The organism is Janthinobacterium sp., from assembly GCF_031995485.1.
Lineage (GTDB): Bacteria > Pseudomonadota > Gammaproteobacteria > Burkholderiales > Burkholderiaceae_D > Janthinobacterium.
The window spans coordinates 1-25,018 of record NZ_DAMAGB010000029.1; the positions used below are offsets into that span (position 1 = coordinate 1).

Genomic DNA, 25,018 nt, shown 5'->3' on the forward strand with positions numbered 1-25,018 from the left:
CTGTCTTCGTCGCTGCGCCTTGCCCTCGACATTTTTCAGGCTCGCTTGGCCCGTAGCGCCTGTGCTGAGGACGGGAGTTTTAATACGCTTACTGGCGTTCTGGGCCAAAAAAAAGTCTGCCGGGCCCGGGGATGTAGGCTGGCAGACTCAACAAGCAAATCGCTTGATTAAAAAGGGGCGCAAAAAAGCAAGCAGAGCACGGCGTGCGATGCTTGCCTGGCTGGCGGCGGCATGACGCCGCAGGATGCTGGCTCGGTTGGCTCAGGTCAGCTGAGTTGGAAGGTCAGGGGCACCAGTACATACACCGGCACCGGCTTGCCGTTTTCGATCATCGGCTTGAACAGCGCGCGCATGGCGGCCTGGCGGCCCGCTTCATCGAGGTTGCTGTAGCCGGTCGACTTGTGCACGAGGATCTGCTCGGGCAGGCCTTTTTCATTGATCAGGATGCGCAGCACCACGGTGCCGCTTTCGCCCAGGCGGCGCGACATGTTCGGATACACCAGCTGCGGCGCCTTGATGTATTCGACGCTGCTGACGGTGCGCGGCGTGGCTGGCGCCGGTGGCGACGGGGCCGGTGTCGATGGCGCGGTCGGCGCGCTGGTCGCCACCTGTGGCGCCGCTTCGGCGCGGGTCGGCTGGGGCGGCGTGATGGTCGGTTCGGTCGGCGCCACGGCGATCAGCGGCAGCGGCGGGATCACGGCGCGCGGCATCGGCGCGCTCAGCTCCACGGTTTTCGGCACGGACGGCGTCGGCGGTTTCGGCGGCGCCGGCGGAGCGATGATGCTGACGGTCATGATGGCCGGCATGGCAGCGGTCACGACACGGCTCAGCAGGCCGCTCTGGATCGCATAGAAAGCGCCCAGATGCAACACGAGGATGAGCGTCAGCGGCACGAATTTGCTGCGCTTCTTCTCGAAGACGGCAAATTGTTCCACAGCCTGCACCGTAATGGGCGGGGGCATCATCGTCATGGCGTTCATCGCTTTCTTGTTTTAGTTGGTAAAGGCCGGGACCTCGGTACGCGAGATGACGGTTTCACGCATGGAGGCAGTGGCGTCCAGGTGCGTGCTCAGCACTTCGCGTGCGCAGGTATGGCATTTGCCGCAGCAGGTGGCGACGCCCAGGTCACGGCGCAGTTCGGCCATGGTGGACAGGCCGAGGTCGACGGCTTGACGGATTTCACGATCAGATATGTTGTTGCAGACACATACAATCATTGATGCACCTTCTGGCTAGATGGACTGAAAGAGTTAGTGCCGCTGGACACTGTTGCTAACGTTTTAATGAGAATCATTATCATTAAGTTTCAATTGTCTCGCAATGGCGCAAACTTTGCAAGCGATTTGATGCAGAGTGTTGACCTGGGCGGCGTGGCGCCTGGCCGCTGTCCGCTGGCTTGCCATGGCGCGCAAGGCCTCCCCAAGGGCTAAATAAAAACAATTCGCATTCATGCTTATAATGCTGGTATTGTCTCGGACGGTCGGCGCCTGCCCTCTTTTTCAGGCCCCGGTTGTCGGCATTTCACAACATACGTGTGATCTGCCTTACTACTAGAACGGAATTTGCTCATGACCTTAGTTCCACCCCTGATGACGCTCGATGCGCTGGCAGTCGGCCAGAGCGGTACTGTGTTGCATATCACGCCCTTGCCGGCCGACGAGATGGAGGACGGCATCGACCTTGCCCGCCGACTGATGGAGCTGGGCTTCGTGCCCGGCGAACGGATCCGCATGCTCAAGCGCGGCATGCCCGGCGGCGATCCGCTGGCCATCAAGGTGGGTAACGCCACGTTCGCCCTGCGCCGCTTCGAAGCCGCGCTGATCACGATTCAACCGCTGACCTGACCGGAATAACCATGGGTGCCGTAGAAAACATCACCGGCGCCGGCTTGCACAAGCCGGCCCACCAGCCTCAAATCGCCCTGCTGGGCAATCCGAACTGCGGCAAGACTGCCCTGTTCAACCGTCTGACCGGCTCGCGCCAGAAAGTGGCGAACTACGCCGGCGTGACCATCGAACGCAAGGAAGGCCATTTCACTTCGCCTGCCGGCAAGCCGGTGCGCATTCTCGATTTGCCGGGGGCTTACAGCCTGTCGCCGACCACCCCCGACGAAGCCATCACGCGCGACGTGGTCGGCGGCCTGCGCCCGGGCGACCCGCGGCCGGACGCCATCATCTGCGTGGTCGACGCCACCAATCTGCGCCTTAACCTGCGGCTGGTACTGGAAGTCAAGCGCCTGGGCCTGCCGATGCTGCTGTCGCTGAACATGACCGACGTGGCGAAAAAGCGCGGCATGCTGATCGACGCGGCGAAGCTGTCGCAAGAACTGGGCATGCCGGTGGTCGAAACCATCGCCGTGCAGCAGGACGGCGAACGCGCGCTGCTCGACGCGATCGACGCCATGCTGCCGCTGCCGGCCGCCACGCCGCAGCCGTTATCCAACATCGACAGCGTGTCGGTGGAAGAGACCCAGCGCGAAGTGCGCCGTATCCTGGCCGCCGTCTGCAACGACACCGGCGACAGCGGCAACCTGACGGAAAAAATCGACAACGTGGTGCTGCACCCGGTGTTCGGCCCGATCATCCTGGCCGTGCTGATGTTTTTGATCTTCCAGGCCGTGTTTGCCTGGGCCGCCACGCCGATGGAAATGATCACCGGCGGCGTCGAGCAGCTGGGCGCCTTGCTGACGGCGAACATGCCCGATGGCCACCTGAAAAGCCTGCTGGTCGAAGGCGTGATCGGCGGCGTTGGCAGCGTGCTGGTCTTCTTGCCGCAGATCCTGATCCTGTTCTTCTTCATCCTCAGCCTGGAAGACTGCGGCTACCTGCCGCGCGCGGCATTTTTGCTCGACCGCATGATGGGCGGCGTGGGTCTGTCGGGCCGCGCCTTCATTCCGCTGCTGTCGAGCTTTGCCTGCGCGATTCCCGGCGTGATGGCGGCACGCACCATCCAGAATCCGCGCGACCGCCTGGTCACCATCATGATCGCGCCGCTGATGACGTGCTCGGCGCGCCTGCCCGTGTATGCGCTGATTATCGCCGCCTTCATTCCCGAGCAGCAGGTATGGGGCATCCTCAGCCTGCAGGGCCTGGTGCTGTTTACGCTGTACTTTGCCGGCATCATCTCGGCCATGATCGTGGCCTGGGTCATGAAGCGCGGCATGGGCGTGAAAAGCAAGCAGGCGCTGTTGCTGGAGCTGCCAAGCTATCACTGGCCGCACCTGCGCAACCTGGCCGTCAGCCTGTGGGAGCGCGCCAAGATCTTCCTGACCCGCGTCGGTACCATCATCCTGACGCTGATGATCATCCTGTGGTTCCTCAGCACCTTCCCCGGCCCGCCGGACAACGCGATCCATCCGCCGATCTACTACAGCCTGGCCGGCATCCTGGGCCGCGGCCTGGAAGTGATCTTCGCGCCGATCGGCTTCAACTGGCAGATCTGCATCGCGCTGGTGCCGGGCATGGCCGCGCGTGAAGTGGCTGTCGGCGCGCTGGGCACCGTGTACGCACTGTCGCAAAGCGGCGATGCGCTGGCTTCGACGCTGGAGCCCCTGATCGCCCATTCATGGTCGATGGCGACCGCGCTGTCGCTGCTGGCCTGGTATGTGTTCGCGCCGCAGTGCCTGTCCACCCTGTCGGTGGTCAAACGCGAAACGGGCGGCTGGCGCTATCCGCTGCTGATGGCCGGCTACATGTTCGCGCTGGCCTATATCGCATCGTTCATCACCTACCGCGTTGCCCTGTTGCTGGGGGCTTGAGGAGAGTCACATGTGGCAAACCATTATCGTCGCCCTGATTGTCGCCGCCGCCGTGCTGCACTTTTCGACCCGCTACCTGCCGGCCGCCATGCGCCGCGCCATCGTGCGTGGCCTGGTGCGCTGCGGCCTGAGTGAAGAAAAGATGGCGAAGGTATTCAAGGTCGCGCCGGGCTGCGGCAGCGGCTGCGGTTCCTGCGGCTCGTGCGACACGCCCGCGCCGCCATCGAACACGCCGCCGGCCGACGGCAGCGGCACCAAGCGCGTGATCATGATGCAGGTGCAGCGCTAGGCACGCGGTGGTGGCGCAGGCTTGTTGCCTGTGCTACCTTCAGGCTGGTCAACCTGGTGAGAGGAACGGCAAATGGCAATCCTGTTGATGTTCATGTTCCTGTTTGCGCTGGCCACCTGGCAGCTGGCCAGCCGGCGCGGCCGCCACGGCGGCCTGTGGTTCGGCATCGGCCTGTTCCTCGGGCCATTTGCCTTGCTGGCGGTGGCGGCGTTGCCGCCGGTGCCCCGACAATGAGCAAGCAACCCGCGCCTCGCGGGTTTTTTTACGTCCACAGGAATGACGCAGGTCGGATTGGCGCTCAAGCGCGTAATCCGACAACATTGTTGGCGTCGGTGGTGTTGTCGGATTACGCATGTGCGCAATCGGCAGGTCGGGTTAGCCGGAATGGCGTAACCCGAGATGCAACGCAAGATAAGACCATCAAGCCTTGCCGGCCAGTTTGTCCACCACCGGCGCCAGCGCGGCCGGGCGGCAGCCAAACGCCGCCAGGCGGCCCTGCGCCTCTGGTACCAGGTCCAGGTCGTACGGCAGGCGCCCCGCCACCAGCCACAGCCTGTCGTGCGGCAGCGCGGCGGCCAGGCGGCGCTGGCCGTCGACGAACAGCGCGTTATAGGTCTGCAACACGATCTGCTGCGCGCCTTGCGCAAAGGCGATGGCGGCATCGACTTCCTCTTCCTCGGCCTGGGCCGACAGCGCATATTCGCGCACGTCGAAACCGGCCGCCAGCAGCGCCGGCAGCATCGAGCTGCGCGCTTCCTTGTTGCGGCCCAGCGCCACTTCATCGATCTCGCTGCGCGAGCGCACTTCCACCGTGATCAGGGTCACCGGCAGGCTGGCGGCTAGCGGGCGAAATGGCCCGTCCACGCGCAGCGCGGCCTGCTGCACCTGCCGCGCCAGCGCCATGCTTGCCGGCTGCATCAGCGAGGCCGGCTCCACCGCGCGTTCGCGCCAGTCCTGCACCGCGCGCACGCGCTTGAGGGCCGCCACGCGCGCCACCGCTTCATCGATGCGCGCCATGGGAATTGCGCCGTATTCCACTGCGGCCACTACCGCCTCGATGGCGGCATGCTGCTGCGCCTCGCGGTGCGAGATCAGCACGATGTCGGCGCCCGCCTGCAGGGTGGCGATCGCGCCCTGCGTGATGCCGATGCCGTCGGCAATCGCCGCCATCTCCAGGCAGTCGGAAATGACCACGCCGTCGTATTTCATTTCACCGCGCAGCAGATCGGTCAGCACGCCTTTCGACAAGGTGGCCGGCACGCTGGTGTCGCTCTCGAAGGCGGGGAACACCACATGCGCCGTCATGATGGCGTCCACGCCGGCCGCGATCGCGGCGCGGAACGGCGCCAGTTCCACCGCGTGCAGACGCTCCTTGTCGTGGGCTACCTTCGCCATCGCGTAATGGGTGTCGGTGGCCGTGTCGCCATGGCCGGGGAAGTGCTTGGCGGTGACCGCCACGCCGCTCGACTGCTGGCCGCGCATGGCCGCCATGCCGTAGCTGATCACGGTATCGGCGTCTTCGCCATACGCACGAACGCCGATCACCGGATTGCTGCGGTTGTTGTTTACGTCCAGCACGGGCGCGAGCAGCATGTTGATGCCAACCTGGCGCATTTCGCCGCCGCTGACCCGGTTCAGGCGTTCGCAGTCTTCCACCGAGCCGGCCGCCTGGAACGCCATCGCGGCGGGAATCGGTGTCACGCCCTGTTCGATGCGCATCACCATGCCGCCTTCCTGGTCGATCGAGATCAGCAGCGGAATATCGGACACTTCGGCATTGATGTCCTGCAGTTCGCGGCACAGGCGCGACACCTGCGCCGGCGTATGCACGTTGCGGCGAAACAGGATCACGCCGCCGACTTTTTTCTGCCGGATCAGGGTCCTGATATGGTCGTTGGCTTCCAGGGCGTCGAAGCCCACCATGAACAGCTGTCCTATTTTCTCGCGCAAGCCCTGCTCCATTGCCATTCTCCGGTCGTGATTGTGCTGGTGGTACATCGTCTGGTTGGTATTGTATTGGATTCGAAATAATCTGCAAGTGGTTATTAATTGGTATTAGTCCAGTGATTTGAACGATTCCGCCTGTGCCTTCGGCCAGTACAGGCCGAATACGGGCGGCAGTTTCGACAGCTGGTCCGGGTCCAGCAACTGGCCCGGTTCCAGGAACGGCAGCAGGGCCGACGCGAGGCGCACCTGGTTCGGCGAGATGCGCCGCACCAGGTGATGCGGGCGCAGTTCCTGCGGGTGCGCCAGGCCGGCCGCGGCGATCAGTTCGGCCAGCGCCTTCAGGGTGTTCTGATGGAAGTGCGCCACGCGTTCGATCTTGTCGGGCACCACCAGCGCGCGCTGGCGCTGAGGATCTTGCGTCGCCACGCCGGTCGGGCAGCGGTCGGTATGGCAGCTTTGCGACTGGATGCAGCCCAGCGCAAACATGAAGCCGCGCGCCGAGTTGCACCAGTCGGCACCCAGCGCCAGCAGGCGCGCGATGTCGAAGGCCGTGATGATCTTGCCCGAGCAGCCGATCTTGATTTTCTCGCGCAGGTTGGCGCCGACCAGCGTGTTATGCACCAGTACCAGCGCTTCCTGCAGGGGCGTGCCGACATGGTCGGTAAATTCCAGCGGCGCCGCGCCCGTGCCCCCTTCGCTGCCATCGACCACGATGAAGTCGGGCGTGATGCCGGTGGCCAGCATGGCCTTGACGATGGCGAAGAACTCCCACGGATGGCCGATGGCCAGCTTGAAGCCGGTCGGCTTGCCGCCCGACAGATTGCGCAGGCGCTCGATGAAAAGCAGCATCTCGACCGGCGTGGAAAAGGCGCTGTGGCTGGCCGGCGAAATGCAGTCCTCGCCGACCGCCACGCCGCGCGTGACGGCGATTTCGATCGTCACTTTCGGCCCCGGCAGCACGCCGCCATGGCCCGGCTTGGCGCCCTGCGACATTTTGAGCTCGATCATCTTTACCTGCTCCGAGCTGGCATTGGCGACAAAGCGCTCTTCCGAAAAGGTGCCGTCCGGATTGCGGCAGCCGAAATAGCCGGAGCCGATTTCCCATACCAGGTCGCCGCCGTTGGCGCGGTGATGGGGGCTGATGCTGCCTTCGCCCGTATCGTGCATGAAGCCGCCGCGGCGCGCGCCGCCGTTCAGGGCCAGGATGGCGTTGGCCGACAGCGCGCCAAAGCTCATCGCCGAGATATTGAACACGCTGGCCGAATACGGCTGGGCGCGCGGGCAATCGGGGTGGTTGCCGATCTCGATGCGGAAATCGTGGCCGTTGACGGCGGCCGGCGCGATCGAGTGGTTGATCCACTCATAGCCGGCCTGGTACATGTCGAGCTGGGTGCCGAACGGGCGCTTGTCGGTTTCCTGCTTGGCCCGCTGGTAGACGATGCTGCGCTGGTTGCGCGAGAACGGCGTTGCCTCGCTGTCGCTTTCCAGGAAATACTGGCGGATCTCGGGACGCACGCTTTCGAAGGTATAGCGGAAGTGCGCGAGGATAGGATAGTTGCGGCGCAGCGCGTGCTTCGTCTGCAGCAGGTCGCTGATGCCCAGCAAAGTCAGCGCGCCGGCCAGCAGCGGCAGCCAGTAGTGATCGTAGAAAAACAGGGACAACGCAAAAATGGCTGCTGCCACAAACAAGGTCAGGTAGCGGATGGAAACGAGCTGCATGGGCACTCCGGTGGGATCGCGAATAGCCGCAGAGTGTACCGGTGATTTGAAAAGGCCGTGGCGAGGCTGCCGCCACGGCCGGTCAGGCTATTGCGCGGCGCGGATGCGTGCCACGCGTTCGGCGCTGGCCGGATGGCTCGACAGATACGGCGTGCCGTGATCGAGCTTGCCCAATGCGACGAATACCTGCGCCAGGTGTTCCAGCGCGATGCCGTTATGGCGCAGCATGGCGATCGCATAATCGTCCGCTTCGCGCTCGACGTCGCGCGAGTATTTGAGGTCCAGCAGCAGCGGCGGCAGGGCCGCCACGGCGGTCGAGACGTCGCCGAACAGCAACGCCGCGCCGGCACCCACGGCCGAGGTCTGGATGATGCGGCGCGTCAGGTGGCGCCGCTGCAAATGGCCCAGCTCATGCGCCAGCACGCCCATGACGGCCTGGTCGTCGGGCATCAGCTCCACCATCTCGTCGGTCAGCACGATATCGCCCGAAGGCAGGGCAAATGCGTTCGGCCCGATCTTGCTTTTCCTGAAGATGATGCGGTGTTCGAGCCGGTTGCCATCCGGCGTGGCCAGGCGGGCGAACTGCGCGCGCAGGCCATCCTGGCGCGCGGCGGCCAGCTCGCTGGGGTCGAATACATGGCTGTCCAGCAGGTCGAGCACGCCCTGGCCCAGCTGCCGCTCGACGGCCGGCGGCAGCGCGTAGGCCAGGGCCTTGGCGGCCAGCGGCAGCACGTACTGGTAGCACAGGAACAGCGCCAGCACCGTGGCGACAGTGGCCAGCAGGGCACCGCGCCAGCTTTGCTGCAGCTTGACCACCCAGGTGTCGCGGTGGCCGCTGGCATGCAGCAGCTGGTTGAAGGCCGCCTGGTCGGCGATCTCCAGGTAGGCGCCGTCGGGAAAGCTGACCTTGCGCACGGCGTGGCTGCTGCGCTCGGACACATGCAGCTCGGCCAATGGACAGCGCCGTTCGATATCGCCGGCCAGCACTGCCTGGTCGCCGTCCACGCCGAGCGTGACGTGGTACAGGCGCGAAGTCTGGCCGTCGAAATAGCGCGCGGAGACAGTGTCGGTCATTACATCGACAGGTCGAAATCCAGCAGGTCGACCATGCCTTCGCCGGTGGCCGAGACCTGCTCGCCGGTGGCGGCGACGAATTCGTCCAGGCTGCCATGCGCCAGCAGCGCGGTCGCTTCCAGGCGGTATTTCAGCCAGCGCACGTGGGCGAATGGCGTAAACAAACCCAGCGTGATGACGATGCCCAGCAGGTTGGTCAGCATGATGAAAGTGGTGCGTCCCCAGGTCAGCTGGGACTGGAACTGGTGCTGCTGCAAACGCGTATGGTTCCAGATCAGGTTCTGGATCATGGTCAGGAACAGCGGCAGCACGGTAAACATCCACAGGTAGATCGCGCCGATGGCCAGCAGTATGCTGCCGACCTTCGATGGGTCATTGGCGTTGGCGGCAAACGAGGCGAACACGCTGCCAAAGCCGACCACGATCAGCGCCACCAGGCCGGCCACCAGGATCGCAAAGAACAGCAAATAGGTCTTGTAGAAGCTGCCGACACTGGCGTCAAAACTGAAGTGGGCGCTGCCGAAACGGCTTTCCGTATGCTGGAAGCGCTTCAGGCGCTGGTGCAGGAATGGCGTCATCAGGCCGCCCGTGAAGGCATTCAGGATCGGCAGCCACAGGAAGTATTTGTAGGCCTGTTTCGCGCTGCCGTCAAAGCCGAAGCGAATGCCGCGGTAGCTGGTGTTGTACAGCTTGAACTGCAGGCTTTTCCATACCAGCCAGGGCAGGATGGCGGCCATCAGCAGGAACATGATGAAGCCGATGAAGGGCGAGATCTGGAAGGCGATGTTGTAGCCGGCGATCAGCACCACCGCGGCGATGCGGCCTTTCAGGATGGCGATGGCGTTGCCATGGTATTCAAAGCTGCTGCCCGCCAGATGGGTGCTGGAATAAAAATAGCGGTTGCGGCGCACCTTGGCCCAGGCCGAGTAGATGCCGAGCGTCACGATGCTCAGCAGCAGGTTGACGATCCAGATGCGGAAGTATTCGCTGCCGGTGGCGCTGAAGGTAATGGCTTCGCGCTTGATGCCAGGGGGAGTGGGGTCGGTATGCACGCCAGGGTTCCTTGCTATTAAAAAATAAACAAGATGCCGCAGTAGCAAGATATTGTCAATTGAAATATTGTTCATTTGCAATAAATTTATGCCCGCAAGCGTGCGCGGCCATGCCAGCGCGCGGCGGCTATACTGGCAGTTACCTTATCGCTGACGGGAATACCATGATCGTTGTCCACCATCTCAATAACTCGCGCTCGCAGCGCGTGCTCTGGCTGCTCGAAGAACTGGGCCTGGAATATGAAGTCAAGCGCTACCAGCGCGACCCGAAAACCATGCTGGCGCCGGCCGCGCTGAAAGCCGTGCATCCACTGGGCAAGTCGCCCGTGATCACCGACGGCGCCAATACGGTGGCCGAATCGGGCGCCATCATCGACTACCTGGTCGAGCGCTACGGCAATGGCCGCCTGGTACCGGCCGCCGGCGCGCCCGAGAAGCTGCGCTGGACCTACTGGCTGCACTTCGCGGAAGGCTCGGCCATGTCGCCGCTGCTGATGAAACTGGTATTCGACAAGGTCGAGTCCGGGCCAATGCCGTTTTTCGTCAAACCGATCGCGCGCGGGATTGCGCAAAAAGTCAAAAGCACCTTCGTGCAGCCGAATATCGACAGCCAGCTGGCCTATATGGAAGCGGAACTGGAGAAGACCAAATGGTTTGCCGGCAATGAATTCTCGGCCGCCGATATCCAGATGAGCTTCCCGCTGGAAGCGGCCGCCTCGCGCGGCGGGCTCGACGCGCGCTTTCCGAAACTGACGGCATTCCTGCAGCGCATCCATGCGCGGCCGGCGTACCAGCGTGCGCTTGAGAAGGGCGGGCCTTACGCCTACGCCAAGTAATCGGTCTGCCCGGGCCACGCTACGGTAAAATGATCGATTCAACCAGCATCAACTTACCGCATGGCCCGACTCCTCGCTATCGACGGCTTGAATATCGTACGCCGCGTCTACGAAGCCAGTCCCGAACCCGATTCCGACCTCAAGGCGGAGATCGCGCTGCGCCATGCGCTATCGTCGTTCCGTACCCTGATCAACGACCACGAACCGACGCACATCCTGCCCGCCTTCGACTATGGCGGCCCGACCTGGCGCCATGCGCTGTATGCGGGCTACCGCGAAGGGCGCCAGCCGATGCCGCAGGTGCTGCGCGACGCCTTGCCCGGCTTTTACAATACGCTGGCCGGCTTCGGCCTGCATGTGGTCAGCATTCCCGAAGTGGAGGCCGACGATGTGATCGGCACGGCCGTCATGCGCTGGCTGAACGAAGGGCGTGGTGCGGCCGTCATTGCCACCACCGACAAGGACTTGCACGGCCTGATCGCGCACGGCGCGCTGGTGTGGGACCATTTCAAGGGCGTCTGGCACGACCATGCCTGGGTCGAGAAGAAATTCGGCGTGCCGCCCGAACTGCTGCCCGACCTGCTGGCGCTGATGGGCGACGTCACCGACTCGATCCCCGGCGTGGCGAAGATCGGCCTGAAAACCGGCGCCAAGCTGTTGCGCGCTTACGGCAATATCGACGCGGTGATGGCCGGCGCCGGCATTTTGCCGGGCACGCTGGGTGAAAGCCTGCGGAAGGAGCGCGAAATACTGTATCTTTCAAGAAAGCTCGTGGAACTGAAAACCGACGTCAGGCTCGGTGTGACATGGAATATGCTGGCCTGGGACAAATAGCCGCAGGCCAGGCAAGAACAATCAAGCAAGGGAAGCAATCATGATGTTAAAGGCAGTCCTGATCGACAGCAGCGCCGTGGCGCGCGGCCTGCTCAATACGGTCCTGACCGATGGCGGCTACGATGTGTGCGGCCAGACCCATACCAGCGCGCTGGGGCTGGCGCTGCTGGTCAAGCACCGCCCGCACTTCGTGTGCATCGCGCGCGAACAGGTGGAAGACGGCAGCGACGTGGTGCAGACCATCCGCGAGCAGTATCCGAAAACGCTGATCTTCATGATCTCGGGCGGCATCGACGCCGCCTCGCTGCAAAAGGCGCACGCGATGGGCGTGTCGGGCTTTATCGTGAAACCCTTCATGGCCGACACGGTGCTCAAAACCGTGCGCAACACGGTCATTGCCATGGTGCGCAAGCAGCAGGCCTTGGCCGCCGCGCAGGCGTCAAGCCAGGCCGGTTGAGCTGGCGATAATCCCGCCGCCCAGGCACACGTCGCCGTCATACAGCACCGCCGACTGGCCCGGCGTGACGGCCCATTGGGCCTGGTCGAAGGCCAGGCCGAACAGCTCATTCCCGTCCGGCAGCAGCTGGCAGGCCACGTCGGCCTGGCGATAGCGTGTCTTGGCGGACAGCGCGCCCGCTTGCGGCGCGCTGCCGGCGATCCAGCTGGCCTGGTCGGCCGACAGGGCCGGCGACAGCAGCCACGGATGATCGTGGCCCTGCACCACGTACAGGGTGTTGCTGGCGATATCCTTGCGCGCCACATACCAGGCGTCGCTGCTGCCGTCGGCGTTCTGGTACGACTTCACGCCGCCGATGCCGATGCCCTTGCGCTGGCCCAGCGTATAAAAACTCAGGCCCACATGTTCGCCCACGGTCTTGCCATCGGCCGTCTTCATCGGCCCCGGCTTGTATGACAGGTAGCGGTTCAAAAATTCGCGGAACGGGCGCTCGCCGATAAAGCAGATGCCGGTCGAATCCTTCTTCTGCGCGTTCGGCAGCGCCAGCTTTTCGGCGATCTTGCGCACTTCCGTCTTCGGGATTTCGCCCAGCGGGAACAGGGTTTTCGACAACTGCGCCTGGTTCAGGCGGTGCAGGAAATAGCTTTGGTCCTTGCTGGCATCGACCGCTTTCATCAGCTCGTAGCGGCCGGCGTCCGTGGGGGCCTGGCGCACGCGCGCATAGTGGCCGGTGGCGATCAGGTCGGCGCCCAGCGTCATCGCGTGGTCGAGGAAAGCCTTGAACTTGATCTCGGCGTTGCACAGCACGTCGGGGTTCGGCGTGCGGCCGGCCTGGTATTCGCGCAGGAAGTCGGCGAACACGCGGTCCTTGTATTCGGAGGCAAAATTGACGGCCTCGATATCGACGCCGATCACGTCGGCCACGCTGGCCGCGTCGATCCAGTCCTGGCGCGTCGAGCAGTATTCCGAATCGTCGTCGTCTTCCCAGTTTTTCATGAACAGGCCGATCACTTCATAGCCCTGTTCCTTCAGCATCCATGCGGCGACCGAGGAATCGACCCCGCCGGACATGCCGATCACGACTTTCTTCTTGCTCATCTTGCTTTCCAATTACTTAAATAAGCACGCTACGCCTTGTCTCCATTGAAGACCGAGGCATGCGTGTGCAGCAGGGCCAGCGGCGCGCGCCGGCCTTCCAGGTATTCGTCGACGCATTGCAGCACCAGCGGGCTGCGGTGGCGCTCCTGGCAGGCCGCCAGTTCGTCGCGCGTCATCCACATGGTGCGGATGATGCCTTCGTCGAGCGGACGGTCATGCTCGGCGCCGGCGGTGCCGCAAAACGTGAAGCGCAGATACGTGACGTCCTCGCCGGTGCGCACCGACTGGTAGCGCGACATGTACATGCCGACCAGGCCCGTGGGGATGAAATCGTACGCCGCTTCTTCCAGCGTTTCGCGGATCACCGCCTGTTCCAGCGACTCGAACGGGTCGAGGTGGCCGGCCGGTTGATTGATCTTGATGCCTTCGCTGGTCTCTTCTTCAATCAGTAAAAACAGGCCGTCGCGCTCGACGATGGCGGCAACGGTGACAGAGGGTTTCCAGATTCTCGGCATGGTTCCATCCTTGAAAGAGCCGACATTTTATCTTGTTCTGCGCGCGCGGTTTGAACCCGGCCTTCTTTGCGCGGACATATTGATAAAAGACAACGTTTTAGTAAATAGCAGGGAGAGGCACTTACATCATGCCGGTGGCGCGCACTAGCATGGGCAAGTTGACGGCAGGTTGACGGCAAGGCGCCCGGTGCGCCCGTCAATATAGGCGCTCTGCCGGGCCAAAACAAGCGCGCACGCATGGTTTCTTGTGGCGAAATTGACACAAATTTCCTGTCTCGCTGTTCCTGCCCGATGGTGCGGGGCAAGGCCATGAATTAGTGCCATGCGCCTAGAAGTTGCTGGATCACAAATGTTTAAGGCCAAGGTTTCCGTGTTAGATTCTAGTCAGTTTAATAATTTCTGGAGGCATCATGAGGATAGGCATCCCGGCCGAAACGCGGCCAGGCGAGACCCGGGTGGCGGCAACGCCCGAGACCGTCAAGAAACTGGCGGCCAAGCACCAGATCGTCGTGCAGGCGGGCGCCGGCATGCAGGCGTCGATTCCCGACGAGGCTTATGCCGCCGCCGGCGCGCAGATCGGCAGCGCCCAGGAAGCCCATGGCTGCGCCATCATATTGAAAGTGCGCGCGCCCGATGCCGCCGAACGCGCCTTGATGACCAGTGGCACGGTGCTGATCGGCATGCTCAACCCTTTCGACGCCGACAATATCGCCGCCATGGCGGGCGCCGGCCTGTCCGCGTTTGCGCTCGAGGCCGTGCCGCGCATCACGCGCGCGCAATCGATGGACGTGCTGTCGTCGCAGGCCAATATCGCCGGCTACAAGGCGGTGCTGGTGGCGGCCAACACCTATCAGCGCTTCATGCCGATGCTGATGACGGCCGCCGGCACCGTCAAGGCGGCGCGCGTGCTGATCATGGGGGTCGGCGTAGCCGGCCTGCAGGCGATCGCCACGGCCAAGCGCCTGGGCGCCGTGATCGAGGCGTCCGACGTGCGCCCGCCCGTCAAGGAGCAGGTCGAATCGCTGGGCGCCAAATTCCTCGACGTGCCGTTCCTGACCGACGAAGAAAAGGAAATCGCCAAAGGCTCCGGCGGCTATGCGCGCGCGATGCCGGCCGACTGGATGCGGCGCCAGGCCGAACTGGTGCACGAACGGGCGAAACTGGCCGACATCATCATCACCACCGCGCTGATCCCGGGCCGTCCGGCGCCGGTGCTCATTTCCGAAGAGACGGTGAAAGCCATGAAGCCCGGTTCCGTGATCGTCGACCTGGCGGTGGAGCAGGGCGGCAACTGCCCGCTGTCGGAACTGGGCAAGACGGTGGTCAAGCACGGCGTGCATATCGTCGGCGAACCGAACCTGGCCACGCTGGTGGCGGCCGATGCCTCGGCCCTGTATGCGCGCAACGTGCTCGACTTCCTGAAGCTGATCTTCGACAAGGACGACCAGCTGCTGATCGACCGCGAGGATGAAATCATCAAGGCCAGCCTGGTGTGCTCGGGTGGCGAAGTGCTACGCAAATAAACTGCGCAAACAAGTTCAAAAATAACCGGGATCTGGGAGAACGGCATCATGGATATCAGTCACACCATCACCAACCTTATCATCTTCGTGCTGGCCATTTACGTGGGCTACCACGTGGTCTGGACCGTCACGCCGGCGCTGCATACGCCGCTCATGGCCGTCACCAACGCCATTTCCGCCATCATCATCGTCGGCGCCATGCTGGCTGCGGGCCTGACGCAAGGTCCGCTGGCGCAGGCGGCCGGCACGCTGGCCGTGGCGCTGGCGGCAGTCAATGTGTTCGGCGGCTTCATGGTCACCCAGCGCATGCTCGAGATGTTCCGCAAAAAGGAACCGAAGGCCAGGCCGGCTGACAAGCAGGGGGACAAATAATGAATCACGCCATGAGCTTCGTTACCATGAACCTGGTGACGATGATGTACCTGATCGCCTCGGTGTGCTTTATCCAGGCCCTGAAGGGGCTGTCGTCGCCGGCCACGGCACGCCGCGGCAATGCCTTCGGCATTTCCGGCATGGCGATCGCCGCCGTCACCACCGTGGCATTGATCCTGAAACTGAAGGAGCAGCAGACCGGCGGCATGGGCCTGACCCTGGTCATCATCGGCATCGTGACGGGCGGCGCGATCGGCGCCTACCTGGCGAAAACTGTGGAAATGACCAAGATGCCGGAACTGGTGGCGGCCATGCATTCGCTGATCGGTCTTGCCGCTGTCTGCATCGCGGTGGCCGCCGTGTCGGAACCTTGGGCCTTCAATATCGCCGAGCAGGGCCAGGCGCTGCCGATCGGTAACCGCTTCGAGCTGTTTATCGGCACCTTTGTCGGCGCGATCACGTTTTCCGGTTCCGTCATTGCGTTCGGCAAGCTGTCGGGCAAATACAAATTCCGCCTGTTCCAGGGCGCGCCCGTCAGCTTCAAGGGCCAGCACCTGCTCAACCTGGTGCTGGCGCTGGTGATGATCGGCCTGGGCCTGGCCTTCTGCTTTGCCGATGGTGTCGAGCCGGCCTGGACGCCGTTCGTCATCATGGCCGCCATCGCGTTTGTGCTTGGCGTATTGATCATTATCCCGATCGGCGGCGCCGACATGCCGGTGGTAGTGTCGATGCTGAACAGTTATTCCGGCTGGGCCGCGGCCGGCATCGGCTTTTCGCTGAATAACTCGATGCTGATCATCGCGGGCTCCCTGGTCGGTTCGTCGGGCGCGATCCTGTCGTACATCATGTGCAAGGCGATGAACCGCTCGTTCTTCAACGTGATTTTGGGCGGCTTCGGCGGCGATGCGTCGGCGGCAGGCAGCGCAGGCGCGCAGGAGCAGCGGCCCGTAAAATCGGGGTCGGCCGACGACGCCGCCTTTATCATGGGCAATGCGGAAACCGTGATCATCGTGCCCGGCTACGGCCTGGCCGTGGCGCGCGCCCAGCATTCGCTGAAGGAGCTGGTGGAAAAGCTGACCCACAAGGGCGTCACCGTCAAGTATGCGATCCACCCGGTGGCCGGACGCATGCCGGGCCACATGAACGTGCTGCTGGCCGAAGCGGAAGTGCCGTACGACCAGGTGTTCGAGATGGAGGACATCAACGGCGAATTCGGCCAGACCGACGTGGTGCTGGTGCTGGGCGCGAACGACGTGGTCAACCCGGCGGCAAAAGATCCGAAGTCGCCGATCGCCGGCATGCCGATCCTGGAAGCGTATAAAGCCAAGAGCATCATCGTCAACAAGCGTTCGATGGCCTCCGGCTATGCGGGCCTGGACAACGACCTGTTCTACCAGGCCAATACGATGATGGTGTTTGGCGATGCGAAGAAGGTGATCGAGGATATGCTGAAAGCGGTGGAATAAACCGGTGCCAACCATGCTGTCGGCTTGCGGCCCCGGCTGATCCGACCTGCATGTATTGCCAGCGTAGGTCGGATTGGCGCGCAAGCGCGTAATCCGACACCATCGTTCACGCCAACCATGTGGTCGGATTACGGCCTTCGGCCTGATCCGACCTGCATGTTACGCATGTGTTGCGTGAATGCGCCACCACCATTACGCGGCCACCACCTGGTTGCGGCCCTGGTGCTTGGCCTGGTACAGCGCGCGGTCGGCGTCCGACATGGCCGCGTCGAGCGTGGCGCCGGGGGCCAGCATGGCCACGCCGATGCTCATCGTCACGTGCAGGTCCGTGCCGCCGGGCAGCCGGGTCGGCGCGGCAGCGACTGCCACGCGGATGCGCTCGGCCACCTTGGCTGCCTGCGCCAGCGTGGCGTCAGGGAACAGCAGGCCGAATTCCTCGCCGCCCAGGCGCGCCGCGACGTCGGTCACGCGGCCCGTGTCGCACAGCACCTGCGCCACCGTGCGCAACACGGCGTCGCCGACGGCATGTCCGTGGCGGTCGTTGATTTTCTTGAAGTGATCGAGGTCGGCCACGCCGACTGCCAGCATGCCGCCGCTGCGCGCTGCGCGCGCCATCGCCTGTTCGGCCTGCGCTTCATAGGCCCGCCGGTTCGGCAGCGACGTCAGCGCATCCTGCAGCGCCTGCTGTTCCAGCTGCGCCAGCAGGCTGGCGTTTTTTGCCGCCAGCTCGCGCCGTTCGCGCACGTCGAGCAGGAAGGCGCCGAAGTAGCGCATGCCGTCGACCATGCCCAGGTCCAGCGCCTTCATTTCGATCGGGATCATCTGCGCATTGCGGTGGCGGATGGCAAACTCGCGTATCTTGCCCAGCACGCTTGAGGTGCGCGAGCTGCGGATATAGGCAAGCACCATGTCGTCGTGCTGCGCCGCCACTGCATCGGGCAGCAGGCCGTTCAGGGTCTGGCCCAGCAGCTCGCCGCTGGCATAGCCCGACAGAGTTTGCATGGCGCCATTGATGTAGCAGATGCGGCATTGCTCGTCGATGATGATGACGGCGTCGAGCGCGTCTTCCAGCAGGCGGGAAAACAGCACTTCGGGAAGTGCGGCAGGGGGAACAGCGGGCAATGCTTCTGTCATGGCGACTGGGATCCGGTTGAACCCCATTGTCGCATCGACCGGCGGTTTACTCCATGCCGGAGTTGCCGGCTGTTACTTTTTCGCCCGTCCCCGTAATTTACCGGGGGAGGCACAAAAGTTCAGGGCCAGGCGCCTTGCCGAAGACAGTACACATGGTACGGCGAGGCAAGGCAACGCCGCCATGGGCTTTTGTGCGCCCTCAGCGGCGGCCGTACATCATCAGTTGTGCCAGCGACTTCCTTGCCGGATTGATCATGTCCAGCACGCCCAGCGACAGCCCCAGCACGCCCTGCAGCGGCGCCGATCCCGTAAAGATGCGCGCCATGGTGTCGGTCACGCGCACGGTGGTGCCGCGGTCGGCCTGGCGCAGTTTCGCGTATTGGATCAAGCCTGCGGGACTGCTGTCCTGCGCCAGCACGCGCGCCAGCACGGCGGCGTCGCGCAGGCCCAGGTTCAGGCCCTGGCCAGCTACCGGGTGCAGCGTTTGCGCCGCATTGCCGATGGCCACCGTGCGCGCGGTTCCAGGCGCTTGCGCGTTCAGTCCCAGCGGATAAGCCAAACGCGCCGTGGTGTGCGTAAAGCGCCCCAGGCGGCCGCCAAAAGCGTCGCCCAGGCGTGCCAGAAAAGCCCCATCGTCCAGCGCCAGCAGCTGTTCGGCGCGCGTCGGCGGCACGCACCACACCAGCGCATAGCCGTCGTCCTGGGGCAGCAGCGCCAGCGGGCCGTCGTCGGTAAAGCGTTCATAGGCGCGGTGCGCGACCGGCGCATCCACCGTGACCCAGGAAATAATGGCGCTTTGGCCATAGTCGCGGCTGACGGCGCGCTCCAGCTGCTGGCCAAACAAGCCGCCTTCGGCCTGCACCAGCAGCTGCGCCCGGATATCGGACACCACGCCATTCTGTTCCAGTGCCACGCTCACGCCGTCGCCATCTTCGGCGCTGCCGGTGACCAGTGCCGGGCGCAAGGTAGCGATGCCCAGGCGCTGGCAGAGCTCCGACAGCACGGCCACCACATCGCCGTAGCGGGCCACGTAGCCGAGCGCATCGACGCCATGCTCGCTGCGCTCCATCAGGCTGCGCCCAAACCGGCCGCGGCGCGACACATGGATTTCATGGATGGGCGTGGCGGCCACCGGCCAGGCACCTGCCTCTTCGAGGATCTGCCGGCTGCCGTACGACAGCGCGATGGTGCGCGGGTCGCGCCTGGCCTGCTCGATCGACTTGGCGTCGACCAGGGCGATGCCGGAGGAGGAAACGCCGCGTTGCACCAGCAGCGCGGCCAGCGCCATGCCGACCGGGCCGGCGCCACAGATGGCGAGATCAAACGAAGGCGGTGTATGCATGCGGTAGCTTCAATCCTGTGACATCAGTTGTTCGATTTCAGCCACGCTTTTCGGCGCCGTGCTGAAGATTTCATGGCCTTGCGGCGTGACCAGCACGTCGTCCTCGATGCGGATGCCCGTATTCCAGAACTGTTCCGGCACGCCAGGGCCCGGACGCACGTAGATGCCCGGTTCCACCGTCAGCACCATGCCCGCTTCGAGCTGCCGCCATGGCTTGCCGTCGGCCTGCGTGTCGCGGTAGGCGCCCACGTCGTGCACGTCCATGCCCAGCCAGTGGCTGGTGCCGTGCATGTAGAACGGCATGTAGGCCTTGTCGGCGATCACGTCCTGCAGGCTGCCGCACTGTTGCCGGTCCAGCAGCTTCAGGTCCAGCATGCCCTGCGCCAGCACCTGCAGCGCCGCTTCGTGGATCAGGCTTTGCTGCAGGCCGGGGCGCACCATGTCGAGCGAGGCCTGCTGCGCCGCCAGCACCAATTCATACAGGGCGCGCTGGGGCGCGGAAAAGCGCCCGCTGACGGGCCAGGTGCGCGTGATGTCGGACGCATAGCCATCGAGTTCGCAGCCGGCGTCGACCAGGAGCAAGTCGCCATCGTTCAGTATCGCGTCGTTGGCGCTGTAGTGCAGGATGCAGGCGTTGGCGCCGCCGGCCACGATGGACGAATAGGCAGGGAACTGCGCGCCGCTGCGGCGAAACTCGTACAGCAGTTCCGCCTCGATCGCGTATTCGTGCAGGCCGGGGCGCGTGGCGCGCATGGCGCGCACATGGGCCGCGCTGGAGATGGCGGCGGCGCGCCGCATCACGTCCTGTTCTTGCGGGTCTTTCAGCAGGCGCATGGCGTCGAGCATGCCGGTGATGTCGTGCGCGCTGGCCGGCGGCGTGACGCCGCTGCGCGCTTTTTGCCGCACATTGTGGCGCCACAGCCTGACCTGCGTATCGAGGCTGCCACCCATGGGGTAATAGATGGCCGGGACGTCCGTCAGCAGGCGCGTCATCTCGACGTCCAGTTCCTCGATCGGGAAGGCCGCATCGAAACCGAAAGCGGCGCGTGCCGCCTCGGGGCCATGGCGAAAGCCGTCCCAGATTTCGCGCTCGGTATTCTTGGCGCGGCAAAACAGGATGGCGCGCGCCGGGCCCGTGCTGCTCCCTGCCACCAGCGCCACCGCGCTGTCCGGTTCCGTAAAGCCGGTCAGATAATAAAACGCGCTGTCGTGGCGGTACGGATAGTCGCAGTCGCTGTTGCGGGGCACCTCGGGCGCGGTGGCCAGGATGGCCACGCTGCCGGGCGCCATCTGCGCCAGAACGGCCGCGCGCCGCGCCGCGTAATGGGCGATCATGCGGGCTGTGCTCCGGGCTTGACGCCATTCAGGGCGTCAAGCTGGGCCGGCGTGCCGACATTGGTCCATTCGCCCGGATAGACTTCGCCGCCGATGCGGCCCAGTTCGGCGTACTTGCGCAGCAGGTCGCCCAGGCCCGCATGGCTGCCGGGGGCGATGCCGTCGAACATTTCAGGACGGTACACACCGATATTGGCAAACGTCCATTTCGGCTCGCCCGTATTGTTGATCGCATACAAGGTCAGGCCGAAGTCGCCGTTCGGGTGGAAGTCGGGATTGGGCACCAGATAGGTCCAGGCGATATCGCGTTCGTCCTGCGGATAGGGCGTGCCCAGCACATCCTTGTCGGCCAGCACGTCGAGTACCTGCTTGAAGTCGAAGTACGGGCAATAGATATCGCCGGAGATGGCGAGAAAAGGTTCCTCGCCCAGCAGATGGCGCGCCTGGGCGATGCCGCCGGCCGTCTCCAGCGGCGTGCTTTCCGGGGAATACGCAATGCGCGCCCCAAACTGGCTGCCGTCGCCCAGGGTTTCCTCGATCAGGTGGCCCAGGTGCGAATGGTTGATGACGATCTCGGTGATGCCGGCGCGCACCAGGTTCAGTACATGCCAGACAATCAGCGGACGGCCGCGCACTTTCAGCAGCGGTTTGGGGCAGGTGTCGGTGAGCGGACGCATCCGTTCACCGCGGCCTGCGGCGAAGATCATGGCTTTCATGGGGTTTCTTTTTCGGTATCGGTCAGTCGGCTCAGAACGTATAGCCGACTTGCGGCGTTTTATTCTCCAGGGCGTCGAGCAGACGCACCAGCGGTTTCAATTCCGTATAGCGGTTGGCCGTCTTGCGCACGTAGTCGAGCACGGTCGGCAGGTCGCCCATGTACAGCGACTTGCCGTCGCGGTAGTTCAGGCGCGCGAACAGGCCGAGGATTTTCAGGTGGCGCTGCAGGGCCGTGAATTCGAAATCGCGGTAGAACGCGTCGATATCGGGATTGACGGGCAGGCCCAGCTGCTTGGCGCGCTGCCAGTAGCGGATTACCCAGTCGAGCACCAGTTCTTCATCCCACTGGATATACGCGTCGCGCAGCAGCGAGGCGATGTCGTAGGTGATGGGGCCGAACACGGCGTCCTGGAAGTCGAGAATGCCGGGATTGGGCAGGGAACCGTCGTTCACGTGCATCAGGTTGCGCGAATGGTAATCGCGGTGCATGAATACTTGTTGCTGCGACAAGATGTTGGCCGTAATCGCTTCGAACACCTTGTTCAGCTGGGTCTCCTGCACGTCGGTCAGGGTGGCGCCCAGGTGCTTGCCGATAAACCATTCCGGGAACAGATTCATTTCGCGCAAAATAAAGGCGCGGTCGAATTCGGGCAGCACGCCCGGTTCGCTGGCCTGCTGGATTTTCATCAGCGATTCGAGCGCTTCGGCGTACAGCACGGCGGCGTTGTCGTGGTTCAGCGCGTCGAGGTAGGTGGTGGTACCCAGGTCGGACAGCAGCAGGAAACCGTTGTCCAGGTCCTGCGCCAGGATTTCGGGCACCGACACGCCGGCGCCTTTCAGCAGGCCGGCCACCTTGACAAAGGCCGGCACGTTTTCGCGCTCGGGCGGCGCATCCATGGCGATCAGGGTAGCGCCCGGCACGCTGGCGGCGCCCGGCAGCACGTCGAGCCGGTAGTAGCGGCGGAAGCTGGCGTCGCTGGACGCGGGGCGGGCGGAATCGGGCGCGACGAGGTTCAGCGTGGTCAACCAGGCTTTCAACAGGGACAGGCGAGCGTCGGCCGGTGCCGGCGCAGTGGGGGAATTGGAAGAGAATGACATTAAGCGGCCTGTGGAATCGGGTTGGTCGTGCGGATTCCCATATAATAAGGGATTCAAATCAAAAAATCGCCTGTCAATGGTGCTTGACCCTTCGAATTCATGAGCTGGTTTTCGGCCTCCCCCTCTTCACAGCGCTGGGCTTTTGCCATCAGCGCGCTCGTCACCGCCACCGCGGTGCCTGCCCACGCCCAGAAACCGCCCCGCCCGCATGTGGAGAAAGCGCCTCGTCCGGTACATGTGGAAGACCCGGATGCGCCCACCGTCATGACGGCCGACAGCATGAGCGGGCGGCCGGAACGTGAGCTCAATCTGAACAAGAATGTGGTGATCGAGCGCGGATTGACCACCAAAATGACGGCTGATACAGCTTGTTACAAACAAGTTGAAGACGAGTTCGACGCCGAGGGCCAGATCAAGATGTGGCGTTTCGGCGACTATTACACGGGCGACGTGATGAAGCTGAACATGGAAACCGGCAAGGGTTTCCTGCTCAATCCCACTTATCGCTTTGAAGTGGGCAATGGCCGCGGCAAGGCCGAGCGCGTCGACTTCATCAACCAGGACGAAGCGGTCGTCATCGACGGCACCTACAGTACCTGCGAGGGGCCGAACCCCGACTGGTATCTGAAATCGAGCACCCTGAACCTCGATTCGGGGCGCGACGTGGGCACCGGCAGCAAGACCATCATCTATTTCAAGGACGTGCCGATCCTGGGCACGCCCGGCATCTCGTTTTCGCTGTCGGGCGCACGCCGCTCGGGCTGGCTGGCGCCAACGCCGGGCTTCAACTCGAAAAACGGTTTCGAGCTGCTGGTGCCGTACTACCTGAATATCGCGCCGAACCGCGACCTGACCCTGTACCCGAAATATATCCAGCGGCGCGGCATCCAGCTGGGCGCCGTCGGGCGCTACCTGGGCGAGACCGATGCCGGCCTGTACAGCGGTGAAACGTCGATCGAGTATCTGCCGAACGACAAGCAAACCAAGACCGACCGCTACCTGATCAAGTCCAGGCATGAACAGGCGCTGGCTGTGGGCTGGACCTATGGCTGGGATGTACGCGATGCGTCCGACAATAATTATCCGAACGACTTTTCGAAAAACGTGGCCGGCGCCACCGAGCGCCAGCTGCTGCGCGAATTGCGCACCGACTACCGTACCGAAGACTGGACCCTGACGGCGCGCGTGCAGAATTACCAGGTGCTGCAGGATCCGGCCGCCGAGACCGATCCGTCCCTGAAAGTCACGCGTCCGTATGACCGTTTGCCGTCGGTTAATTTCCATGCCGGCAAGTATGATGTGTGGGGCGGATTCGACTGGACGCTCGACAGCGAAGTAACGCGCTTCGCGCACCCGACCCTGGTGGAGGGGTCGCGCATGGTGGTGGTGCCGCAGGTGAGTTTCCCGATCGTCCGTCCCGGCTACTTCATCACGCCCAAGCTGATGCTCAACGCCAGCGCATACCAGCTCGACAACAATGCCACTACCAAGGCGTCGTTTCCGAACACCTCGTTTACCCGCGCGATTCCGACCATTTCGGTCGACAGCGGCCTGATATTCGAGCGCGACAGCAATCTGTTCGGCGGCAAGGACGCCAAGGGCGGCACGCAGACGCTCGAGCCGCGCCTGTTCTATGTCTACACGCCGTACCGCGACCAGTCGCAGTTGCCGAATTTCGATACGGCTGACGGCACCTTCAGCCTGACGCAGATCTTTACGGAAAACCGCTTTGTCGGCAACGACCGCATCGCCGACGCCAACCAGGTGACGGCTGCCGTGGTGTCGCGCTTCCTGCAGGCCAACGGTACCGAGCGCATGCGCCTGACGTTCGGCCAGCGTTTCTACTTTGCCGACCAGCGCGTGCAGCTCAATTCGACCACGCCGGTCAACCAGGCGCGCTCGGATATCCTGCTGGCCGCTACCGGCAGCGTGTCCGATACCTGGACCGTCGACAGCCTGGTACAGTACAACCCCAGCGACAGCCAACTGGTCACTTCGAGCTATTCGGTACGCTATCAGCCAGGGCCGAAAAAAGTGCTGAACGTGAGCAGCCGTTTCCAGCGTGGCGATAGTAGCGGCTTCCGCAATGCCGAAGTGTCGACCCAATGGCCATTGACCGAGCGCCTGTATGGCGTGGGCCGCATCAGCTATTCGCTGCGCGACCGCCGCCTGCTCGAAGGCCTGGTCGGCCTGGAATACAAGGGCGATTGCTGGGTATTCCGCATGGGCGCACAGCGTTTCGTGACTTCGGCCAAGAAAACCTCGACTCCGGTCTTCTTCCAGCTGGAACTGACCGGCCTGTCGAACGGCCTGGGCCTGGGCGCGAATGGCCTGGAAACTTTTACAAAAACGATCCCTGGCTATCAGGCATTGAACCCGCCTATCCGTTAAGATGGGCGCTGCTGCCGCCGCCGGCGTTCCCGGCGCTGGCGCAAACCGGTTTTTTTATTCAC

General features: G+C 63.6%; 24 protein-coding genes. 11 read left to right on the forward strand and 13 right to left on the reverse strand.

The genetic code is table 11. The annotated features are described in order from the left end of the window. Positions 1-266: 266 nt before the first annotated feature. A complete protein-coding gene (locus tag RTQ46_RS16145; protein WP_312438095.1) occupies positions 267-971 on the reverse strand; it encodes an energy transducer TonB in 705 nt (234 codons plus the stop codon). Between the two features lie 21 nt (positions 972-992). Further along, complete coding sequence (locus tag RTQ46_RS16150) at positions 993-1,217, reverse strand: (2Fe-2S)-binding protein (RefSeq protein ID WP_312438096.1); 225 nt, start codon at positions 1,215-1,217, stop codon at positions 993-995. 351 nt (positions 1,218-1,568) lie between these two features. Between RTQ46_RS16150 and RTQ46_RS16155 the strand changes: the two genes are divergently transcribed. The 4 genes from RTQ46_RS16155 to RTQ46_RS16170 all read left to right on the forward strand — a co-directional run bounded on the left by RTQ46_RS16155 (position 1,569) and on the right by RTQ46_RS16170 (position 4,280). Further along, the gene (locus tag RTQ46_RS16155) at positions 1,569-1,844 is read left to right on the forward strand and encodes a FeoA family protein (RefSeq protein ID WP_312438097.1); all 276 of its coding nucleotides are present in this window, start codon (positions 1,569-1,571) and stop codon (positions 1,842-1,844) included. Between the two features lie 11 nt (positions 1,845-1,855). Then, the gene (locus tag RTQ46_RS16160; RefSeq protein WP_312438099.1) at positions 1,856-3,757 is read left to right on the forward strand and encodes a ferrous iron transporter B; all 1,902 of its coding nucleotides are present in this window, start codon (positions 1,856-1,858) and stop codon (positions 3,755-3,757) included. Positions 3,758-3,767: 10 nt separating this feature from the next. Beyond that, complete coding sequence (locus RTQ46_RS16165; RefSeq protein WP_312438100.1) at positions 3,768-4,046, forward strand: DUF6587 family protein; 279 nt, start codon at positions 3,768-3,770, stop codon at positions 4,044-4,046. Between the two features lie 72 nt (positions 4,047-4,118). Next, positions 4,119-4,280, forward strand: a complete 162-nt coding sequence (locus RTQ46_RS16170) for a hypothetical protein (RefSeq protein WP_312438102.1) — start codon at positions 4,119-4,121, stop codon at positions 4,278-4,280. A gap of 186 nt (positions 4,281-4,466) precedes the next feature. Here RTQ46_RS16170 and nagZ read toward each other — a convergent pair whose 3' ends face one another. The 4 genes from nagZ to RTQ46_RS16190 form a co-directional block, all read right to left on the reverse strand. After that, positions 4,467-5,996 carry a beta-N-acetylhexosaminidase gene (gene nagZ, locus RTQ46_RS16175; protein ID WP_312438103.1) on the reverse strand — a complete coding sequence of 510 codons (1,530 nt, stop codon included), beginning with the start codon at positions 5,994-5,996 and terminating at the stop codon, positions 4,467-4,469. Positions 5,997-6,101: 105 nt separating this feature from the next. Beyond that, a complete protein-coding gene (locus RTQ46_RS16180; RefSeq protein WP_312438105.1) occupies positions 6,102-7,712 on the reverse strand; it encodes an FMN-binding glutamate synthase family protein in 1,611 nt (536 codons plus the stop codon). A gap of 87 nt (positions 7,713-7,799) precedes the next feature. Beyond that, positions 7,800-8,786 carry a M48 family metallopeptidase gene (locus RTQ46_RS16185; protein WP_312438107.1) on the reverse strand — a complete coding sequence of 329 codons (987 nt, stop codon included), beginning with the start codon at positions 8,784-8,786 and terminating at the stop codon, positions 7,800-7,802. After that, a complete protein-coding gene (locus RTQ46_RS16190) occupies positions 8,786-9,838 on the reverse strand; it encodes a YjgN family protein (protein WP_312438108.1) in 1,053 nt (350 codons plus the stop codon). The genes RTQ46_RS16185 and RTQ46_RS16190 overlap by 1 nt, the downstream gene beginning before the upstream one ends. 164 nt (positions 9,839-10,002) lie before the next feature. Here RTQ46_RS16190 and RTQ46_RS16195 point away from each other — a divergent pair, with 164 nt between their 5' ends. Genes RTQ46_RS16195 through RTQ46_RS16205 form a run of 3 tightly spaced genes read left to right on the forward strand, consistent with a single transcriptional unit; the run spans position 10,003 to position 11,965 of the window. Then, complete coding sequence (locus RTQ46_RS16195) at positions 10,003-10,674, forward strand: glutathione S-transferase (RefSeq protein WP_312438110.1); 672 nt, start codon at positions 10,003-10,005, stop codon at positions 10,672-10,674. 60 nt (positions 10,675-10,734) lie between these two features. Then, on the forward strand, positions 10,735-11,508 hold the full coding sequence (locus RTQ46_RS16200) for a 5'-3' exonuclease H3TH domain-containing protein (RefSeq protein WP_312438111.1): 774 nt from the start codon (positions 10,735-10,737) through the stop codon (positions 11,506-11,508). A 43-nt stretch (positions 11,509-11,551) separates the two neighbouring features. Continuing rightward, positions 11,552-11,965 (forward strand): response regulator, encoded by a 414-nt coding sequence (locus RTQ46_RS16205; protein WP_312438197.1) that lies wholly within the window; start codon positions 11,552-11,554, stop codon positions 11,963-11,965. Here RTQ46_RS16205 and mnmA read toward each other — a convergent pair. Further along, positions 11,948-13,063, reverse strand: a complete 1,116-nt coding sequence (gene mnmA, locus RTQ46_RS16210; protein WP_312438113.1) for a tRNA 2-thiouridine(34) synthase MnmA — start codon at positions 13,061-13,063, stop codon at positions 11,948-11,950. The two genes, RTQ46_RS16205 and mnmA, sit on opposite strands and share 18 nt — an antisense overlap. Positions 13,064-13,092: 29 nt before the next feature. Then, positions 13,093-13,578 carry an NUDIX hydrolase gene (locus RTQ46_RS16215; RefSeq protein WP_312438116.1) on the reverse strand — a complete coding sequence of 162 codons (486 nt, stop codon included), beginning with the start codon at positions 13,576-13,578 and terminating at the stop codon, positions 13,093-13,095. 410 nt (positions 13,579-13,988) lie between these two features. Here RTQ46_RS16215 and RTQ46_RS16220 point away from each other — a divergent pair, with 410 nt between their 5' ends. The 3 genes from RTQ46_RS16220 to RTQ46_RS16230 are packed head-to-tail and all read left to right on the forward strand — an operon-like array spanning position 13,989 to position 16,939. Beyond that, positions 13,989-15,101 carry a Re/Si-specific NAD(P)(+) transhydrogenase subunit alpha gene (locus RTQ46_RS16220; protein WP_312438118.1) on the forward strand — a complete coding sequence of 371 codons (1,113 nt, stop codon included), beginning with the start codon at positions 13,989-13,991 and terminating at the stop codon, positions 15,099-15,101. A gap of 48 nt (positions 15,102-15,149) precedes the next feature. Next, the gene (locus tag RTQ46_RS16225; RefSeq protein WP_312438119.1) at positions 15,150-15,473 is read left to right on the forward strand and encodes an NAD(P) transhydrogenase subunit alpha; all 324 of its coding nucleotides are present in this window, start codon (positions 15,150-15,152) and stop codon (positions 15,471-15,473) included. Between the two features lie 11 nt (positions 15,474-15,484). Then, entirely contained in the window at positions 15,485-16,939 is a 1,455-nt protein-coding gene (locus RTQ46_RS16230) for an NAD(P)(+) transhydrogenase (Re/Si-specific) subunit beta (protein ID WP_312438120.1), read from the forward strand. A 192-nt stretch (positions 16,940-17,131) separates the two neighbouring features. On the opposite strand, the gene RTQ46_RS16235 is transcribed toward RTQ46_RS16230, so the two are convergent. The 5 genes from RTQ46_RS16235 to RTQ46_RS16255 all read right to left on the reverse strand — a co-directional run bounded on the left by RTQ46_RS16235 (position 17,132) and on the right by RTQ46_RS16255 (position 22,565). Further along, positions 17,132-18,073 carry a sensor domain-containing diguanylate cyclase gene (locus RTQ46_RS16235; RefSeq protein WP_312438122.1) on the reverse strand — a complete coding sequence of 314 codons (942 nt, stop codon included), beginning with the start codon at positions 18,071-18,073 and terminating at the stop codon, positions 17,132-17,134. 199 nt (positions 18,074-18,272) lie between these two features. After that, a complete protein-coding gene (locus RTQ46_RS16240) occupies positions 18,273-19,415 on the reverse strand; it encodes an FAD-dependent monooxygenase (protein WP_312438124.1) in 1,143 nt (380 codons plus the stop codon). Positions 19,416-19,424: 9 nt separating this feature from the next. Beyond that, positions 19,425-20,750, reverse strand: a complete 1,326-nt coding sequence (locus tag RTQ46_RS16245; RefSeq protein ID WP_312438126.1) for an aminopeptidase P N-terminal domain-containing protein — start codon at positions 20,748-20,750, stop codon at positions 19,425-19,427. Further along, complete coding sequence (murU, locus tag RTQ46_RS16250; protein ID WP_312438128.1) at positions 20,747-21,466, reverse strand: N-acetylmuramate alpha-1-phosphate uridylyltransferase MurU; 720 nt, start codon at positions 21,464-21,466, stop codon at positions 20,747-20,749. Before murU ends, RTQ46_RS16245 begins: the two co-directional genes overlap by 4 nt. 31 nt (positions 21,467-21,497) lie before the next feature. After that, on the reverse strand, positions 21,498-22,565 hold the full coding sequence (locus RTQ46_RS16255; RefSeq protein ID WP_312438130.1) for a phosphotransferase: 1,068 nt from the start codon (positions 22,563-22,565) through the stop codon (positions 21,498-21,500). 99 nt (positions 22,566-22,664) lie between these two features. Between RTQ46_RS16255 and RTQ46_RS16260 the strand changes: the two genes are divergently transcribed. Then, a complete protein-coding gene (locus RTQ46_RS16260) occupies positions 22,665-24,956 on the forward strand; it encodes an LPS-assembly protein LptD (RefSeq protein WP_312438131.1) in 2,292 nt (763 codons plus the stop codon). Positions 24,957-25,018: the final 62 nt, after the last annotated feature.

Bases quoted from the DNA above. Each gene is read 5' to 3' on its own strand.
- RTQ46_RS16180 (WP_312438105.1), bottom strand. From the start codon at position 7,712: ATGCAGCTCGTTTCCATCCGCTACCTGACCTTGTTTGTGGCAGCAGCC.
- RTQ46_RS16155 (WP_312438097.1), top strand. From the start codon at position 1,569: ATGACCTTAGTTCCACCCCTGATGACGCTCGATGCGCTGGCAGTCGGC.
- RTQ46_RS16165 (WP_312438100.1), top strand. From the start codon at position 3,768: ATGTGGCAAACCATTATCGTCGCCCTGATTGTCGCCGCCGCCGTGCTG.
- RTQ46_RS16255 (WP_312438130.1), bottom strand. From the start codon at position 22,565: ATGTCATTCTCTTCCAATTCCCCCACTGCGCCGGCACCGGCCGACGCT.
- RTQ46_RS16260 (WP_312438131.1), top strand. From the start codon at position 22,665: ATGAGCTGGTTTTCGGCCTCCCCCTCTTCACAGCGCTGGGCTTTTGCC.
- RTQ46_RS16170 (WP_312438102.1), top strand. From the start codon at position 4,119: ATGGCAATCCTGTTGATGTTCATGTTCCTGTTTGCGCTGGCCACCTGG.
- RTQ46_RS16150 (WP_312438096.1), bottom strand. From the start codon at position 1,217: ATGATTGTATGTGTCTGCAACAACATATCTGATCGTGAAATCCGTCAA.
- RTQ46_RS16240 (WP_312438124.1), bottom strand. From the start codon at position 19,415: ATGCATACACCGCCTTCGTTTGATCTCGCCATCTGTGGCGCCGGCCCG.
- RTQ46_RS16185 (WP_312438107.1), bottom strand. From the start codon at position 8,786: ATGACCGACACTGTCTCCGCGCGCTATTTCGACGGCCAGACTTCGCGC.
- RTQ46_RS16225 (WP_312438119.1), top strand. From the start codon at position 15,150: ATGGATATCAGTCACACCATCACCAACCTTATCATCTTCGTGCTGGCC.
- mnmA (WP_312438113.1), bottom strand. From the start codon at position 13,063: ATGAGCAAGAAGAAAGTCGTGATCGGCATGTCCGGCGGGGTCGATTCC.
- RTQ46_RS16200 (WP_312438111.1), top strand. From the start codon at position 10,735: ATGGCCCGACTCCTCGCTATCGACGGCTTGAATATCGTACGCCGCGTC.
- RTQ46_RS16245 (WP_312438126.1), bottom strand. From the start codon at position 20,750: ATGATCGCCCATTACGCGGCGCGGCGCGCGGCCGTTCTGGCGCAGATG.
- murU (WP_312438128.1), bottom strand. From the start codon at position 21,466: ATGAAAGCCATGATCTTCGCCGCAGGCCGCGGTGAACGGATGCGTCCG.
- RTQ46_RS16145 (WP_312438095.1), bottom strand. From the start codon at position 971: ATGACGATGATGCCCCCGCCCATTACGGTGCAGGCTGTGGAACAATTT.
- RTQ46_RS16220 (WP_312438118.1), top strand. From the start codon at position 13,989: ATGAGGATAGGCATCCCGGCCGAAACGCGGCCAGGCGAGACCCGGGTG.
- RTQ46_RS16205 (WP_312438197.1), top strand. From the start codon at position 11,552: ATGTTAAAGGCAGTCCTGATCGACAGCAGCGCCGTGGCGCGCGGCCTG.
- RTQ46_RS16235 (WP_312438122.1), bottom strand. From the start codon at position 18,073: ATGACAGAAGCATTGCCCGCTGTTCCCCCTGCCGCACTTCCCGAAGTG.
- RTQ46_RS16160 (WP_312438099.1), top strand. From the start codon at position 1,856: ATGGGTGCCGTAGAAAACATCACCGGCGCCGGCTTGCACAAGCCGGCC.
- RTQ46_RS16230 (WP_312438120.1), top strand. From the start codon at position 15,485: ATGAGCTTCGTTACCATGAACCTGGTGACGATGATGTACCTGATCGCC.
- RTQ46_RS16195 (WP_312438110.1), top strand. From the start codon at position 10,003: ATGATCGTTGTCCACCATCTCAATAACTCGCGCTCGCAGCGCGTGCTC.
- RTQ46_RS16215 (WP_312438116.1), bottom strand. From the start codon at position 13,578: ATGCCGAGAATCTGGAAACCCTCTGTCACCGTTGCCGCCATCGTCGAG.